The 15,988-nt window shown below is 56.2% G+C and carries 17 protein-coding genes; 11 read left to right on the top strand and 6 right to left on the bottom strand.

The annotated features are described in order from the left end of the window. Window positions 1-79 precede the first annotated feature (79 nt). From ACP4QI_RS06800 to ACP4QI_RS06790, 3 genes are read left to right on the top strand one after another with little or no spacing between them, the layout of a single operon-like run. The gene (locus ACP4QI_RS06800; RefSeq protein ID WP_231312789.1) at window positions 80-820 is read left to right on the top strand and encodes a hypothetical protein; all 741 of its coding nucleotides are present in this window, start codon (window positions 80-82) and stop codon (window positions 818-820) included. Then, a complete protein-coding gene (locus ACP4QI_RS06795) occupies window positions 817-2,493 on the top strand; it encodes a hypothetical protein (protein ID WP_426495004.1) in 1,677 nt (558 codons plus the stop codon). The genes ACP4QI_RS06800 and ACP4QI_RS06795 overlap by 4 nt, the downstream gene beginning before the upstream one ends. 42 nt (window positions 2,494-2,535) lie before the next feature. Beyond that, window positions 2,536-2,913: a hypothetical protein gene (locus ACP4QI_RS06790; protein WP_142488836.1), complete on the top strand. Its 378-nt coding sequence runs from the start codon at window positions 2,536-2,538 to the stop codon at window positions 2,911-2,913. 48 nt (window positions 2,914-2,961) lie between these two features. Here the strand turns inward: ACP4QI_RS06790 and ACP4QI_RS06785 are convergent, their stop codons facing one another. Then, entirely contained in the window at window positions 2,962-3,504 is a 543-nt protein-coding gene (locus ACP4QI_RS06785; protein ID WP_426495005.1) for a TetR/AcrR family transcriptional regulator, read from the bottom strand. Between the two features lie 81 nt (window positions 3,505-3,585). On the opposite strand from ACP4QI_RS06785, the gene ACP4QI_RS06780 reads away from it, so the two are divergent. Together ACP4QI_RS06780 and ACP4QI_RS06775 are read left to right on the top strand one after the other, a co-directional pair. Continuing rightward, complete coding sequence (locus ACP4QI_RS06780) at window positions 3,586-4,803, top strand: MFS transporter (protein ID WP_142488834.1); 1,218 nt, start codon at window positions 3,586-3,588, stop codon at window positions 4,801-4,803. After that, window positions 4,793-5,605: a Cof-type HAD-IIB family hydrolase gene (locus ACP4QI_RS06775; protein ID WP_285131034.1), complete on the top strand. Its 813-nt coding sequence runs from the start codon at window positions 4,793-4,795 to the stop codon at window positions 5,603-5,605. The genes ACP4QI_RS06780 and ACP4QI_RS06775 overlap by 11 nt, the downstream gene beginning before the upstream one ends. Before the next feature lie 81 nt (window positions 5,606-5,686). On the opposite strand, the gene ACP4QI_RS06770 is transcribed toward ACP4QI_RS06775, so the two are convergent. Beyond that, window positions 5,687-6,922, bottom strand: coding sequence for an MFS transporter (locus tag ACP4QI_RS06770; RefSeq protein ID WP_426495006.1), 1,236 nt, complete (start codon window positions 6,920-6,922; stop codon window positions 5,687-5,689). Window positions 6,923-7,089: 167 nt separating this feature from the next. Between ACP4QI_RS06770 and ACP4QI_RS06765 the strand changes: the two genes are divergently transcribed. From ACP4QI_RS06765 to deoR, 3 genes are all read left to right on the top strand, one after another. Beyond that, window positions 7,090-7,818, top strand: a complete 729-nt coding sequence (locus ACP4QI_RS06765) for a phosphatase PAP2 family protein (protein WP_426495007.1) — start codon at window positions 7,090-7,092, stop codon at window positions 7,816-7,818. A gap of 7 nt (window positions 7,819-7,825) precedes the next feature. Beyond that, window positions 7,826-8,434 carry an undecaprenyl-diphosphate phosphatase gene (gene ybjG, locus ACP4QI_RS06760; RefSeq protein WP_285128246.1) on the top strand — a complete coding sequence of 203 codons (609 nt, stop codon included), beginning with the start codon at window positions 7,826-7,828 and terminating at the stop codon, window positions 8,432-8,434. 67 nt (window positions 8,435-8,501) lie between these two features. Beyond that, a complete protein-coding gene (gene deoR / locus ACP4QI_RS06755; RefSeq protein WP_142488829.1) occupies window positions 8,502-9,260 on the top strand; it encodes a DNA-binding transcriptional repressor DeoR in 759 nt (252 codons plus the stop codon). Between the two features lie 154 nt (window positions 9,261-9,414). Here the strand turns inward: deoR and dacC are convergent, their stop codons facing one another. Beyond that, a complete protein-coding gene (gene dacC / locus ACP4QI_RS06750) occupies window positions 9,415-10,620 on the bottom strand; it encodes a serine-type D-Ala-D-Ala carboxypeptidase (protein WP_231312797.1) in 1,206 nt (401 codons plus the stop codon). 256 nt (window positions 10,621-10,876) lie between these two features. On the opposite strand from dacC, the gene ACP4QI_RS06745 reads away from it, so the two are divergent. Further along, window positions 10,877-11,503: a glutathione S-transferase family protein gene (locus tag ACP4QI_RS06745; RefSeq protein ID WP_426495008.1), complete on the top strand. Its 627-nt coding sequence runs from the start codon at window positions 10,877-10,879 to the stop codon at window positions 11,501-11,503. Between the two features lies 1 nt (window position 11,504). On the opposite strand, the gene ACP4QI_RS06740 is transcribed toward ACP4QI_RS06745, so the two are convergent. Together ACP4QI_RS06740 and bssR are read right to left on the bottom strand one after the other, a co-directional pair. Then, window positions 11,505-12,623: a PQQ-dependent sugar dehydrogenase gene (locus tag ACP4QI_RS06740; RefSeq protein ID WP_285131032.1), complete on the bottom strand. Its 1,119-nt coding sequence runs from the start codon at window positions 12,621-12,623 to the stop codon at window positions 11,505-11,507. Between the two features lie 104 nt (window positions 12,624-12,727). Beyond that, entirely contained in the window at window positions 12,728-13,111 is a 384-nt protein-coding gene (gene bssR / locus ACP4QI_RS06735; protein ID WP_426495009.1) for a biofilm formation regulator BssR, read from the bottom strand. Window positions 13,112-13,353: 242 nt separating this feature from the next. Between bssR and ACP4QI_RS06730 the strand changes: the two genes are divergently transcribed. Continuing rightward, window positions 13,354-14,274, top strand: a complete 921-nt coding sequence (locus ACP4QI_RS06730; RefSeq protein WP_426495010.1) for a LysR family transcriptional regulator — start codon at window positions 13,354-13,356, stop codon at window positions 14,272-14,274. Window positions 14,275-14,287: 13 nt separating this feature from the next. Here ACP4QI_RS06730 and ACP4QI_RS06725 read toward each other — a convergent pair whose 3' ends face one another. Continuing rightward, window positions 14,288-14,461: a glycine cleavage system protein T gene (locus tag ACP4QI_RS06725; RefSeq protein ID WP_426495011.1), complete on the bottom strand. Its 174-nt coding sequence runs from the start codon at window positions 14,459-14,461 to the stop codon at window positions 14,288-14,290. 193 nt (window positions 14,462-14,654) lie between these two features. Between ACP4QI_RS06725 and rimO the strand changes: the two genes are divergently transcribed. Next, window positions 14,655-15,980 (top strand): 30S ribosomal protein S12 methylthiotransferase RimO, encoded by a 1,326-nt coding sequence (gene rimO / locus ACP4QI_RS06720; protein WP_426495012.1) that lies wholly within the window; start codon window positions 14,655-14,657, stop codon window positions 15,978-15,980. The last annotated feature ends 8 nt before the right edge of the window (window positions 15,981-15,988 follow it).

Genomic DNA, 15,988 nt, shown 5'->3' with positions numbered 1-15,988 from the left:
ATCCTCCTCATCAATTATCAATGGCAACATTGATAACGTTGCGCATTGATAAAATAACGTACCAAAACGGAATTAACAGATGACTATGTCACGACACAACTTAACCCTACGTAGCTTACTGGTTCTGGCGTTAATTCTTGGGTTAAGTGGCTGCTCTGTTCGTTACGATAAAAACGGCAAAATTCTGTTTAATACCGATCTGGCGAGCGTTCTGGGGAACGAAGTCGGACAGTTCACGCTGGCGGATGGCTCGACAGGGGCATTAAGGGAGCTGAATGGTCGTTATAGCCTGAAGTGGAGCAATCTGATGATTGAGCGCCCGCTGGAGGGCATCAGCTGGGCGAGGATCATCAATCAGTATCACATCGAAGGACATACGTTACTGCTGCTGAAAGTGGCGACGCCGTCCTGCCCGGCACAGTATCGCCTGGTCGATCTGCAAAATACGCGATCCCAGGAGTGGGCCTTCACCGGCGTATGCGATACAGGGCCTGAGATCAACGCCAGCGCGGACAAGCTGCAACTGAATTTCACCACCGACAATCGGGTGGAGCAGTTCAACTGGCAGCATGGCGAGGTTTACCACAGTCGATTCCCCGTTCAGAAACAAAAAACGGTCGTCAGCAACAGCCCTGATAACGTGAGATCGTCCCGTAAAACCAAAGCGCAGCCCGTAGCGAAGCCGGTTAAACGCACGCCGACCAAAACCGTGGAGCCACTGCCGCCTAAAGTTGCCCAGCCGGAGCTGAACAATTCAGTGCCTACCGAGATCTATGCTCCAACCAAAACCCGTCAGACCAGCCTGGAGCTTAAGTCATGACCGAGCAGGTTCAGGAAAAGCACTGGCCGCAGGACGGGATCAAACGTTCGGTCCTCCCCGCCTGGCAAAACTGGCTGGTGACGGGCATTACCCTCACCTATCTCATTTGTGAGCTGGCGTTCAACTCCCGCCTGCTGGACCTGGTCGGCAGCGTCTCGACCGCCGATGAAGTTCACAATATGGAGCGCTACGGCCGGACATTAACCGCCATCGCGGCGGCGCTGCTGGCGTTACAGTTCTCGCTGATGGGTATTGTCCGGCTGAAGAAAAAAGGCGTCTGGCTGACGGCGAAAGCCAGTACGGCGCTGGTGCTGTTGATCTGCCTGATCACCGGCACCTTAACCTGGCATGCGGTGGAATGGGTGATTGAACGTCAGGTGACGAAGAGCACGGGTGAATTTCGTCAGATGTCCCTGCTGGCACAGCTCTATCAGCATGCATTAATTGAAGGACAGCAGACGCTGGAAGGCATCCCGTTGGATAGCGGCGGTGGACAGGCACAGACGTGGAACAGTCCCTCAGGGAAGGCGTTTCTGGCAACCTTACCGGTCCTGCTAAGTTCGTCCGATCGCTACCGTAAATTACTGGAACGCGATGCGGAACAGAATTTACGCGACAACATCAGCGCACAAGAAGGCGGCGTTCGCGGCTACTACGAGGCCTGGATCAAGGCGCGTGGCGAGGTGCATAAACAATTTGTTGCCTATTACAACGATGACATGGATATCAGCGAAACGGTGCGGCTTGAGCAGGCCAGGGCCTGGCAACGGTACGAACGCTCCTTAGAGGCGAAACGCCTGAAAACCTGGAACGTCCCGAGACGTTATTACGCCACCGTAAGAAATCAGGTTCGCGGGCAAGGCGTTCCCGTCGCCAATGACTGGTCGCCGTCAGATCGTACCGGGTTTAATGCCGCGGTGGCGAAAGCCGCCAGGCAGAAATATCTCGCCCAGCGAACCGTGGTCTACCAGGGCGTGACCATCCCTAAACGGCTCGACTGGGGCGTCTTTTTCCGCCTTGACGTAGTGCAGAAATCGTTACGCGAAAAGCTGCTTCTCCCGGCGAATACGCTTGTTCGTGAGGAGTATCCGCTGAACGATAAGCTGAAACAGTTCGCCCTTGAGCTTCACACGCCACATCTTAACGAGGCGGTAAAGCAACAATTACCTGAACTGCGCGCGGCAGTATCGAGCTATAGCGCGGGAGGGGTTAATGAAAAGCTGGGTGAAGATGCCGCGCGTGCCGTTATTGTGCCGCCCATTGCGCTGATTTTCTCTCTGGTGGGTGCACTTACTCACCTGGCAAAACTGCTCTATTTAGTGCTCGTTCCCCTGACGGCGACGCTATTAACCCGCCGTTCCTGGCGCCCGGTGCAGTTCCTGAATCGCCATCCTTTAGCCTTCCCGGTCGCGTTAATTGCCGTTCTGGTGGTCACGTTCAGCCTCATCAATAACAGCATCACTGAATCAGTGGCCTATAAAAATCTGAAGGATGGGCTGGCGGGCGCGAAAATTACCATTACCGATGAACCCTTACCGCTGAGCGGGGGAGCGGTATTGCGTGTGATGCATGCCGTCAGTATCGGCCAAAGCTACAGCTACCCGATCAATCAATATTTGCGTGAACATCTGCTGCAGGGCTTTGATTTCGGGTATGTCACGCGCGAAGAGTGATTCCCGACTGGGAATAAATAATCAATATAAACAAGGTATAATATGAAAAAGTTCATTTTTGTCGCACTTGCCATTCTTCCTCTTGCAAGCTGTACGGTGTATGGCAATAAATCCATCAAAGAGGAAAGCCAGCAAACGGTGGCGGCCAATATCATTAAAGGCAAAACCACCCAGCAAGAGATTATTAACAAATATGGTGAGCCGCAGACACGTGCAATGATTGATGGCAAAGAGACGTGGAGCTACTCGGTAACATCAGGAAAAAGCAGCATCACCAGTTATATCCCGATTGTCTCTATGTTTACCAATGGCGCAACGGCGAACATTAAATCCATGGATATCTGGTTTAAAGGTAACGTGGTCGAAGGCTATAACTTCGTCCAGACCTCCAGCACCGCGTCTACCGGCTTACTGGATTAACCGGCCGAAAGACATGAAGGCCAGCGCAAGCTGGCCTGTTGGTTGATGTTATACCCCCGCAATTCGCCCCACCATAACCCTTAACGCCTCCCGCGAGAGCGGCTGCCTGTCAGTGACAAAATGCAGCGTCATCCCTTCAATAAACGCGTCCAGGGCACGGGCGGTGACCGGATCAAACCACTGCTCCAGCGTCGTCTGGCTGGTTTTCATCCAGTCCTGCATCACGGTTTTTAACGATGCGCTGCGTTTCATAAAGGCATAAAGCTGGTACATCAGCTCCATATTGTGCGGCGTGGTGACCTGGGAGCTGTAAATCAGGGTGACGATCGACTCGCAGGCCATCTCCGGCCCCGTCACCCCGGCAAAGAACTCGCGATACTGCACCGACATCTGCTGCGTAAACCAGGTGAAGGCCTCCTCAAGCAGCGCATCCATCCCGGCAAAATAGTAGGTCATCGACCCCAGCGGCACCCCGGCGCAGCTGGCGATTTTGCGATGAGTGACGGCGTTCAGGCCATGCTCTGCGATGGTGTCCAGGGTGGCCTGCAATATCCGTTCCCGCCGTTGCGGATCGTTGGGTCGTCTGTTCATTTTTACCTCAGCGCATTTATGTACAAATGTACACAAACTTGCTAGTGTTGTCTTCTATGTTGTCCTTCTGGTACAGAAACCATGACCGTCATCTCATCGCGCAAAATTCTGCAAAGACGCCTGTGGGCGCTGTTTATGTTCTTCTTTATTCCCGGCCTGTTAATGGCCTCCTGGGCCACGCGCACCCCCGCTATCCGTGACATTCTGTCGGTCTCGACGGCGGAAATGGGCATCGTGTTATTTGGCCTGTCGATAGGCTCGATGAGCGGCATTCTCTGTTCCGCCTGGCTGGTTAAGCGGTTCGGCACGCGGACAGTGATCCGCACCACCATGTGCTGCGCGATTGTGGGTATGATGATGCTCAGCGTTGCGCTGTGGTTCGCCTCCCCGCTGGCGTTTGCCATCGGGCTGACCGTGTTTGGCGGCAGTTTTGGCGCGGCGGAAGTGGCGATTAACGTCGAAGGCGCAACTATCGAGCAGGAGATGAACAAAACCGTGCTGCCGATGATGCACGGGTTTTACAGCCTTGGCACGCTGGCAGGCGCCGGTATCGGCATGGCCCTGACCGCCTCCGGCATCGCCGCTACGACACATACTCTGCTGGCCGCGCTGGTCTGTATCGCCCCGGTTCTGCTGGGGATCACCGCCATCCCGGATGGCAACGGCAGGAACGTCGCGGGTGAAACTAAAACGGGTGAAAAAGGGCTGCCCTTCTATCGCGATATGCAGCTGATGCTGATTGGCGTGGTGGTGCTGGCGATGGCCTTTGCCGAAGGCTCCGCGAACGACTGGCTGCCGCTGTTGATGGTGGACGGTCACGGATTCAGCCCGACCTCCGGCTCGCTGATTTATGCCGGGTTTACGCTGGGCATGACCGTCGGTCGCTTTACCGGCGGCTGGTTTATCGACCGCTACAGCCGGGTGACGGTGGTCCGTGCCAGCGCCCTGCTGGGTGGTCTGGGTATTGCGTTGATTATTTTTGTCGATGTCGACTGGGTGGCCGGCGTGTCGGTGGTGCTGTGGGGGCTTGGTGCTTCGCTTGGCTTCCCGTTGACCATTTCGGCGGCCAGCGACACCGGCCCGGATGCGCCGACCCGCGTCAGCGTGGTCGCCACCACCGGCTATCTCGCCTTCCTGGTGGGCCCGCCGCTGCTGGGCTTCCTCGGGGAGCATTACGGCTTACGCAGCGCCATGCTGGTGGTATTAGGATTAGTGATGATTGCCGCCCTGGTTGCCAGGGCGGTCGCCAAACCGGATTCGCAGGCTAAATCTGCCATGGAGAATGGATATGAGCGTTAAACTGATTGCAGTTGATATGGATGGCACCTTCCTGAACGATGCGAAGCAGTACAATCGCGCGCGCTTTCTGCGCCAGTACGCGCAGATGAAGGAACAGGGCATACGGTTTGTGGTCGCCAGCGGCAACCAGTACTACCAGCTGATCTCCTTCTTCCCTGAGATCGCCGATGAGATCGCCTTTGTCGCGGAAAACGGCGGCTGGGTGGTGAATGCCGGGCAGGATGTCTACAACGGCGAGCTGACCCAAGCCCAGTTCGCCACCGTGGCGGAGTTTCTCTGCGCCATTCCGGAAGTGGAGGTGATCGCCTGCGGCAAAGGCAGCGCCTATACCCTGAAACACTATGGTGAAACCTTCCATGACCTTGCCGCCAAATATTATCACCGGCTGGAAAAGGTGGACAATTTCGACAACTTCAACGATATCTTCTTTAAGTTTGGCCTGAACGTGCCGGACGATGAGATCCCGCGCATTCAGGCGATGATCCACCAGCAGCTGAGCGACATTATGGTGCCGGTCACCACCGGCCACGGCAGTATTGACCTGATCCTGCCGGGGATCCACAAAGCCAATGGCCTGCGCCTGCTGCAGGAGCTGTGGGGCATCGACAACAGCGAAGTGGTCGCCTTTGGCGACAGCGGGAATGACGTGGAGATGCTCACCCAGGCCGGGTACAGCTTTGCGATGGCAAACGCCCGGGATCACATCAAGGCGGTCGCCCGCTATGAAGCGCCTCACAATAACGACGAAGGGGTGCTGGAAGTGATCGACCGCGTCCTGAACCGGGAAGCCCCGTTCAACTAAGCAATGCCCGGCGGCGCGTTGCTTGCACGGGCCTACGGGTTTCGTAGGCCGGGTAAGCGCAGCGCCACCCGGCTTGATTGCTTAATCCGGCTGTAACGAACTACCCACCCGCTTGTCTTTCAGGAACACAAACATCAGCCCCAGCCACAGGATGCCGTTCGCCAGGTTGAACAGGCTGAACAGCCCGTTGCCGCCAGAGCTGAAGGCATGTTTGCTGACCTCAATCCCGACGGTAAAGATCAGCATCTGCAACATCCCCATCGCCGCCGATACCGTGCCTTTGCTCATCTCGCTGGCAAACAGCGTCAGGCGCACCAGTCCGGCATTCGCCAGCCCAATACCAAACGCATAGATACTCAGCCCGGCGGTCATCCACAGATAAGCATGGGAGGAAACCACTGTCGCCACCGCGGCCACCACCAGCCCAATCACGATGGGCCAGCCGCCCATGATGATTAACGAACGCACGGTGCGGCGTGACGTCAGGCGTGCCAGGACCAGGTTACCCACAATCAGCGCGCCAAAAATCGGCACCTGCAGCAGGCCATACTCGTAGCTGCTGAGCTTTTCGCCGCTGATGATGATCACCGGCGACTGGGCGATCCACGCCAGCAGCGGCAGGCAGACGAAACCAATCGCCAGCGACCCCGCCACAAAGCGGACATTCTTCAGCACCAGTTTATAGTCGCGCCCCAGCTCTTTGAGTGAGAGCTTCTCACCGATGCGGGTGGCGGTTTCGGGCATCGCGCGGTACAGACCGTAAAACGAGATCGCTGCCAGCGCCGCAAACAGCACAAACATCCCCTCCCAGGGCGCGACGTGGACCCAGGCGGCCCCCACCAGCGGGCCGAGCAGCGGCGCAATCAGCGCCACGTTGGCCATCAGGGCGGTGATTTTAATGCACACCGCCTCCTCAAAGGACTCCTGGATGGCGGCGTAACCCACCGCGCCGATAAAGCACAGGCTGACCCCCTGTAAAAAACGCAGCACCATAAACTGCTCGATGGTTTGCGCCAGCAGGGTCGCCAGGCAGGTGACGATAAACCACACCACGCCGGTCAGCATCACCGGACGACGGCCAATACGATCCGACAGCGGCCCGAGCAGCCACTGTAAAAACATCCCCCCCGCCAGGTAGGCGGTCATAGAGGTGGGTACCCACTCGATCCCGGCGTTGTACTGTTCCACCACCGCCAGCATGCCGGGCTGGATCATATCGTTTCCGATATAGGTGGAGAATTCGTACAGCACCAGACACAGCGGGAACAGCAGCGCCTGACGCCCCAGGCGCGTGCGGGAAGAAGAACGGTTTAGCATGGAGTCTCAGTATCCGATAAAAAATCGCGCAGAGTGTAATGAAATGGCCGCACCAGAGATAGCAGATTCACGCCGCCTCACAGAAATAAGGCACAAATCGCTGTCGTTTAAGGTTTCCTTAAGTTGCCATCCGTATGCTTGGGCTTTTCCAGTCATTGACCTTAATTATGACACAAATCGTCTCCGCTTCAGAATTGTCTAAGTTAAAGACTTCTAAGACAAAAGCCCTTTACCGCTTACCGGTTCGTTTTTATGGTTACCAGCTGCTAGCGCTGCTGGTTCTGGCCGGGCTTTTTACCTGGCTGGCGCGGGATGAAACGCTCGACAGGCTGCTGACGGGTTACTGGTATGACGTGGCAAATCAGCACTTTCCGCTGCAGCACAATGCGCTGCTGGATCTGCTCAACCATCGGCTGGCGAAATACCTGACCATTGCCGTGGCGGCGGTCACTCTCCTTTACGGCGCGTTCAGCCGCAACCCGCGATTAGTGACGGCGGCGCTGCTGATGGGGCTGGGCACGGCGGTAGTGGGCATCCTGAAGGCTATCAGCCATCACAGCTGTCCCTGGGATCTGGTGGAGTATGGCGGCAAAGCGCTGGCGTATCCCCTGTTTGACTCAGTTCCCTCCGGCAGTGGCCCTGGCCGCTGTTTCCCGGGGGGGCACTCCTCGAGCGGCTTTATGGTGATGGGGCTGTTCTTCGCCTTCTGGCGCGAGCGTCCACGCCTGGCCTGGGGAATGGTCATAGCCGGTGCCGTGCTCGGGTTAGTGATGGGCTATGGCCAGGTGATGCGCGGGGCACATTTCTTCTCTCACAACCTGTGGGCAGGTTGGTGGGTGTGGTTTTCACAAGTGGTGGCCTGGGGCCTGATTTCCACCTGGTTTGCAAAAGAGTAACGAGGATATGTTAGAAAATCTGAACTACGGACTGTTTGAACTGATTAATGCCACACCTGCTTCACCGGAGTGGAGCATCAAACTGGCCATCTTTGTGGCGAAAGACCTGATCAGCATTGTACCGGCGCTGATTGCGATCCTCTGGCTGTGGGGGCCACGCAAGCAGGTGGGCGCCCAGCGTCAGCTGGTGATAAAGATCGCCATGGCGCTGGTGATAAGCCTGGCGGCGTCCTGGCTGCTGGGCCATCTGTTCCCCCACGACCGCCCGTTTGTCGATCACGTTGGCTATAACTTCCTGCACCACGCCGCGGATGACTCCTTCCCGAGCGATCACGGCACCGCTATTTTCACCTTTGCGCTGGCGTTCCTGCTCTGGCACCGGATCTGGTCAGGCATAGTGTTGATGCTGGTGGCCTGCGCCATTGCCTGGTCCCGCGTCTATCTTGGCGTGCACTGGCCGATGGATATGCTGGGCGGGCTGATGGTCGGACTGCTGGGTTGTCTGAGCGCGCAGATCCTGTGGAATCTGTTCGGGCACGCCCTCTATCAACGCCTCTCGCAGCTTTACCGCTTCTGCTTTGCCCTGCCTATCCGTAAAGGCTGGATACGTGACTAATTTGGGTCTCACGAGGTAAACTTGAGCCCCCGGCGTAACGGGGGTTCATTTATCGCTCTGAGGACCTATGGAAACACGACGTGACGAACGGCTGGCTCAACTGATCAATGCGCTTAAGCGCAGCGATAAACTGCATCTGAAAGAGGCCGCCGCGCTACTCGGCGTCTCGGAAATGACCATTCGTCGCGACCTGAACAGTGAAAGCGGGCCCGTCGTGCTGCTCGGCGGCTACATTGTCCTCGAACCCCGCAGCGCCAGCCACTATCTGCTGAGTGACCAAAAAACTCGCCTGGTGGAAGAGAAGCGCAAAGCGGCGCGTCTGGCAGCCTCGCTGGTGCAACCCCATCAGACGCTGTTTTTTGACTGTGGCACCACCACGCCGTGGATCATCGAAGCCATCGATAACGACCTGCCGTTCACCGGGGTCTGTTACTCCCTGAATACCTTTCTCGCCCTGCAGGAAAAACCCGCGTGCCGGGTGATCCTCTGCGGCGGCGAGTTTCACGCCAGCAATGCCATCTTTAAGCCGCTCAATCTGCAGGACACCCTCAGCAACCTGTGCCCGGACATCGCCTTTTACTCCGCGGCAGGCGTGCATGTTCGCCAGGGGGCGACCTGCTTTAATCTGGATGAGCTGCCGGTAAAACAGTGGGCAATGAATATGGCGCAGTATCATGTGCTGGTGGTGGATCACAGCAAGATGGGTAAAGTACGCCCCGCGCGGATGGGGGAGCTAACGTGCTTCGACGCAATCGTCAGCGACTGCCGCCCGGATGAGGCGCTGGTGACTTATGCTAAGGCGCAGCAGATCAAGCTGATGTACTGAGTGTGGTTTATTGCCCGGCGGCGCTGCGCTTGCGCGGGCCTACGATACCGGGCCGTTTGTGACCTTGATGCCCGGCGGCGCTACGCTGGCACGGGCCTGGGAAACCCCGTAGGCCGGGTAAGGCGAAGCCGCCACCCGGCGAAACACGGAAGCTTTAATTAAACCAGCCGCCAAACCAGTCGTGGAATTTCATCAGCACGTAATCCCACATCCGACCGAAGAACCCGCCCTCTTCCACCGCTTCCATCACGATCAGCGGACGCTGCTCGATGGATTTGCCGTTCAGCTGGAAGTCGATGGTGCCGACCACCTGGCCTTTTTTCAACGGTGCGGTGAGCTGCTTGTCGGTCAGGGTATAGCTGGCCTTCAGGTTTTTCAGCTGGCCGCGCGGAATGGTGACCGAGCCGCTTTCACCGGCGCCAAGATTGACCTCGCTCTTATCGCCAAACCAGACGCGCTGGCTGACAAAGGTGGCATCCGGCTTGATCGGGGTAACGGTTTCGAAGAAGCGGAAGCCCCAGGTGAGCAGTTTCTCTGACTCATTAAAGCGGATGCGGTCGGTTTTGGTGCCCAGCACCACCGAGATCAGACGCATATCGCCCTGGGTTGCCGAGGCCACCAGGTTGTAGCCGGCACCGGCGGTGGTACCGGTCTTCATCCCGTCCACGTTGACGTTGCTGCTCCACAGCAGACGGTTGCGGTTCGGCTGGCGGATCTTGTTGAAGGTAAACTCTTTCTCTTTATGGATCGCGTACTCTTCCGGCACATCATGAATCAGGGCTCTGCCCAGCAGCGCCATATCGCGGGCGGTACTGAACTGGCCCGGCGCATCCAGGCCGTGAACGGTTTTAAAGGTGGTGTTGGTGAGGCCTAATTTCTGCGCATAACCATTCATCAAGCCAATGAAAGAGTCCTGACTACCCGCCACGTAATCGGCCAGCGCGATGCAGGCATCATTGCCCGACTGAATGATTACCCCTTTATTCAGATCGGAAACCGCCACCTGGTCGCCCGGCTTGAGGAACATCACCGAGGAGCCGCGCAGCGCCGGGTTGCCGGTCGCCCAGGCGTCTTTGCCGATGGTGACCATGTCGTTGAGCTTGATCTTACCCGCTTTCAGCGCCTGCCCTACCACGTAGCTGGTCATGATTTTGGTCAGGCTGGCAGGGTCGAGTTTTTCATCTGCATTGCCTTCTGCCAGCACTTTGCCGCTGGCATAGTCCATCAATATCCAGGCACGGGCATCAACAGGCGGAGCCTCTGGCGCCGCCTGTTCCGCTGCGTACAGCGAAGGTGCAAAAAGGACCAGCAGCGCAGAACCTGCCACCAGACCGCGTAAAGAAAAAGTGTTTCGCATCATAATGCCACCCGAGTTTCCATTCCAAAAATCACGTCACATCGCCGTGCCGCAAGAAGCGATGAGTAATAACGCACTAAAGCCTTAAAAAAAACCAAAAGCTGGTAAAGTTTTTAAAGTTTATGCAATAACAACCCGATACGCTTTGACCACATCGATTTTTTTCGCATCTGTTGCGTATTGGTTAGGTTTATCTCACCATGTGAAGCCATCAACAAGGATCTCATCCAGATATCGGCTTTAATTATAAGGGGTTATTATGATTACTTTGTGGGGCAGGAACAATTCGACCAACGTGAAAAAGGTAATCTGGACGCTGGAAGAGCTGGATTTACCCTTTAAGCAGATCATGGCGGGACTGGAACACGGGGTAAATAAAGAGGCCGAGTATCTGGCGATGAACCCCAACGGTCTGGTGCCGCTGCTGCGCGATGATGAAACCGACCTCACGCTGTGGGAATCGAACGCCATTGTGCGCTATCTCGCGGCGCAGTACGGCCAGAACCGTCTGTGGATCGATGAGCCTGCGAAGCGTGCCGTCGGCGAAAAGTGGATGGACTGGGCCAACCAGACCCTCTCCCCTGCCCATCGGGTGATTTTGATGGGGCTGGTGAGAACCCCGGAAGCCGAGCGTAACTATGCGGCCATTGACGCCGCCAAAGCCACCTGCGAGTCGCTGTTTGCCATGATGGATGAGGCCCTGGCGACACAGCCGTGGTTCTCGGGCAACGACTTTGGCGTGGGTGATATCGCCGTCGCGCCTTTTGTCTGGAACCTGACCAACCTTGGCCTGGCGTGGGCGCCCCGTCCGCATCTGGAGCGCTGGCTGGCGAACCTGACCGAGCGCCCTGCCTACTGCAACGTGGTGATGATCCCGGTCACCTGATCTACTCTTTGGACGGGCTGACTTTTAACAGCTGCCCGTCTGTTTCATCGGTCAGCACGTATAAATAGCCATCCGGCCCGACCCGCACGTCGCGAACCCGCTGGTTACGGTCGCCGAGGATCCTTCCCTCCTCGGTGACGCTATTGCCGCTGACGTTGAGCACAATCACATCCTTGTCCTTCAGCGCGCCAATAAACAGCTTGTTCTTCCACTGGGGGAAAACGTCGCTGTTATAAAAAGCCATCCCGCTTAACGCCGGGGACTGTTTCCAGACGAACAGCGGCGGCTCGGTTCCCGCGGCGGTTTCCCCTTTTGCTTCGGGGATCGGCAATCCGCTGTAGTTGATGCCGTGCGTCGCCAGCGGCCAGCCGTAGTTCTTGCCCCTCTCCGGGATGTTGATTTCGTCCCCACCGCGCGGCCCGTGCTCATTGAGCCACAGGGTATTGCTCCACGGGTTCATCGCCATTCCCTGCGGATTACGGATACCGTAAGACCAGATTTCCGGGCGCGCCTGTTTATTGTTCACAAAGGGGTTATCGTCCGGCACCGCGCCCTGATCGGTCAGGCGCACCACTTTGCCCTGTAACTTATCCAGATCCTGGGCGGTCGGGCGCTGGTTATTCTCACCTAACCCGATAAACAGATAGCCTTTGCCGTCGAACACCAGCCTGCCGCCAAAGTGATTGCCGGTCGAGAGTTTAGGCTGCTGGCGGAAGACCACCTTAAAGGCCTCCAGCCGGGTATTATCGTCGCTCAGGCGGCCATACCCCACCGCCGTGCCCGCTTTCCCGTCGTCGCCCGCTTCGGCATAGCTCAGCCAGACCCGGCGGGAAGTCGCAAAGTCGGGTGCCAGCGCCACGTCGAGCAATCCACCCTGTCCGCTGTCCCAGACCTTCGGCACGCCAACAATGGGATCCGAGAGCCCTTTGCCCGCCTGCCAGCGCTTAAGCTGCCCGCCTTTCAGGGTGATCAGCATGCCCTGATCCTGCGGCAGGAACGCCAGCGCCCAGGGGTGGTCGAGTTTATTTTGCAGCACCGAAACCTTCACTTCAGCGGGTGCAGCACACAGTGAGGCGGAGATGAGTAACAATGGCAGGGAAATAAGCGAGGATCGACGCATTACGCACTCCTTTTCGACGTATGCCTTAAAGGTAGTCACTCAGCGCAGGGGCGTTGATACTTTTACAAAAGCTTAATCAGATGGGGGAGTTGCCTCCCCCGGGATCAGCTCTGAATCAGCGGTGAATGTGATTTCAGATACTGGATGCAGAGAGTGAGATCGTTCAGACAGTTTTCCAGCTTCTCTGCGTTGACGGCGATGAACGTCGGGCAATCGTGGTTGCCGGTCATCATACAGACGCCTGCGGTGGTGAGCGATCCGGCGGCGCGATAGAGCATTGCCTGCTCCTCGGCATTGCAATGCGCTCGCAGTTCCGGCGCTTTTTCACGCATGTAAGTACAAAGTTCAAAGAAGTTGTCACGCAGATGGTCGCTTTCGCTGACTGACATATACCCCTTCGCTTTCCTTAACTGCAGATAGGCCGCGAGATCAATTCGGGCATTAATCATCTTGTTAAGAAGATCGCGTTTCAGTCTGTCAACGGACATGCTTTTTCCCCCCTTGTCAGCTTTATCACACCTTCAGATTATGTCTATTTTTTGAGCAATTTAATGCGTCAGGTCAATAATTAGCGACGCATTAACAAAATTTACAATGTTAAAACAGCGCCCGAAAAGCACAGCGAGAAGGCAGGCGTTCAGGCTGGGCATAAAATCATGCTTCTCCCTCACCGCGCGGATTGCGAAGCCTGCTATTTTTGAGAGGGTTAGGGCGTGGAGACAGAGGGCGTATGCCAGCGATGCCGGTGTCAGAAAAGATTATCTCGTTAAACCGGATCGACCTGAATCTGCTGACCATTTTTTGCCTGATTTACAGCGTCGGCAGTATCTCGAAAGTGGCCGATATGCTGGATATTTCCGCCTCAGCCGTCAGCCAGTCGCTGCGCAAACTGCGGGAACAGATGGGGGATAACCTGTTTGTCCGCAGCGGCAACACGCTGTTACCCACCGTGTATGCGGATGAACTGTACGACAACATCCTGCCGATCATCGATAAGCTCGCCACTCTGCTCCCCCTCTCTTCCCACATCAAAAAGCGAAGACTCACCCTCTACACCGAGTCCTTTGTCTCGCCGTTAGTGGTGCCGGAACTGACGCAGAAGATTGTCGGGATGAACGCGGATGTCAGCCTGCTGCACCGCACCGCCGAGCTTAACGAAGCGAAAATTACCGAGCTGCTGAACATGCGCCAGGCGGATGTGGTGTTCTCCACCTTTTCTGTTGAGAGCAGTAATATTTCTTGCCAGAAGATGAGTGATATGACGCTGGTGTTGATTGCTGCAAAAGATAATCCTCTTTATGAGAATACGGTAACGGAGGAGATGTTCAGGGATGCCAGTCTGGTGGGTTACAACACTAAAAACGAGAAGATTATTTATCATCGCAGCATCGTGGATAAAAAATTCCGCTCCAGCGAGCGCTGTCTGCTGACCACCTCTTTCGCCTCCATTTTACTGATTGTGTCTACCACCGACTGCCTGGGCATTATCCCGGAAAAAGTCTTTGCGACCTATTCCGGGATGTATCAGCTGAAAAAACTGGATACGCCATTTACGTTGCCACAATTCAGTATCTATTCGTCCTGCCGGAAAGAGACCAATAAAATGCTCTTTTCTCTGTTAGCCGATTTTTACGCCAGTCAGTCAGCCTGAAGCCGGGATGTCATCAGTATTGCTTTGCCTGGTGCCTGGCAAATTCAAACTCATCGGCAATTTTTAATTCAGTGACTAACCGGGACGGCGTCAGTCCGGTGGCAACGGATATATGCGACAGCTCGACGCCATGGGTGTGAAGGGTTTTGGCCATTTCTAATTTGGATTGCAGATAGATATCTCTCATTACGTACCTCATGTGTGTTATCGACGAGGTGAAAGATAGGGTATCTGTTTTAGTCAGCCAATAAGGGCCCCTTAAAGCCGGGATAAGTAATTCTTAGCCGTTATCTTCGCCACGCAGGGATCTGTATAAATCCCGGCAAGAACGCTGTACAATCCCTGCCCTGATAACTCCATAACTGACTACTTTTTAATCTATGAGCAATGTTACGCACCAGCCGAAAATCGGCTTCGTCTCGCTGGGCTGTCCGAAAAACCTGGTGGATTCCGAACGCATCCTGACTGAACTTCGCACCGAAGGCTATGACGTCGTACCCAGCTACGACAACGCCGATATGGTGATCGTTAACACCTGCGGCTTTATCGATAGCGCCGTGCAGGAGTCTCTGGAAGCCATCGGTGAAGCACTCACCGAAAACGGCAAGGTGATTGTCACCGGTTGTCTGGGCGCCAAAGTCGATCAAATCCGTGAAGTTCACCCTAAGGTGCTGGAAATCACCGGTCCACACAGCTACGAGCAGGTGCTGGAACATGTGCATCACTATGTGCCAAAACCAAAGCATAATCCGTTCCTGAGCCTGGTGCCGGAACAGGGCGTGAAGCTGACCCCGCGTCACTATGCGTACTTAAAAATTTCCGAAGGCTGCAACCATCGCTGCACCTTCTGCATTATCCCGTCCATGCGTGGCGATCTGGTGAGTCGTCCGATTGGCGAAGTGCTGGCCGAAGCCAAACGTCTGGCCGATGCGGGCGTGAAAGAGCTGCTGGTGATCTCCCAGGACACCTCCGCTTACGGCGTGGACGTGAAACACCGCTCCGGCTTCCACAATGGCGAGCCGGTGAAGACCAGCATGGTCGGCCTGTGCGAACAGCTCGCTAAGCTGGGTATCTGGACGCGTCTGCATTACGTTTACCCGTACCCGCACGTGGACGACGTGATCCCGCTGATGGCGGAAGGCAAAATCCTGCCGTACCTGGACATCCCGCTGCAGCACGCCAGTCCGCGTATTCTGAAGCTGATGAAGCGCCCAGGCTCCGTTGACCGCCAGCTGGCGCGCATCAAGCAGTGGCGTGAGATCTGCCCGGATCTGACCCTGCGTTCCACCTTTATCGTCGGCTTCCCGGGTGAAACCGAAGAAGACTTCCAGATGCTGCTCAACTTCCTGGTTGAAGCGCGTCTGGACCGTGTGGGCTGCTTCAAGTACAGCCCGGTTGAAGGCGCGACCGCCAACGAACTGGCCGATCAGGTGCCGGAAGAGGTCAAAGAAGAGCGCTGGAACCGCTTCATGCAGCTGCAACAGCAGATCTCTGCTGAACGTCTGCAGGAAAAAGTGGGCCGCGAAATTCTGGTGATCGTTGACGAAGTGGACGAAGAAGGCGCGATTGGCCGCAGCATGGCAGATGCCCCGGAAATCGACGGCGCGGTCTACCTGAATGGCGAAACCAAGGTGAAACCGGGTGATATCGTGCGCGTGAAGGTTGAAAACGCCGACGAGTATGACCTGTGGGGTACGCGGGTTTAATCGATTCT

The organism is Leclercia sp. TB492 (assembly GCF_049974505.2).
GTDB lineage: Bacteria > Pseudomonadota > Gammaproteobacteria > Enterobacterales > Enterobacteriaceae > Enterobacter > Enterobacter adecarboxylatus_C.
The sequence above is the reverse complement of the archived record's forward strand: the minus strand, read 5'-3'. Positions and strand labels throughout refer to the sequence as shown.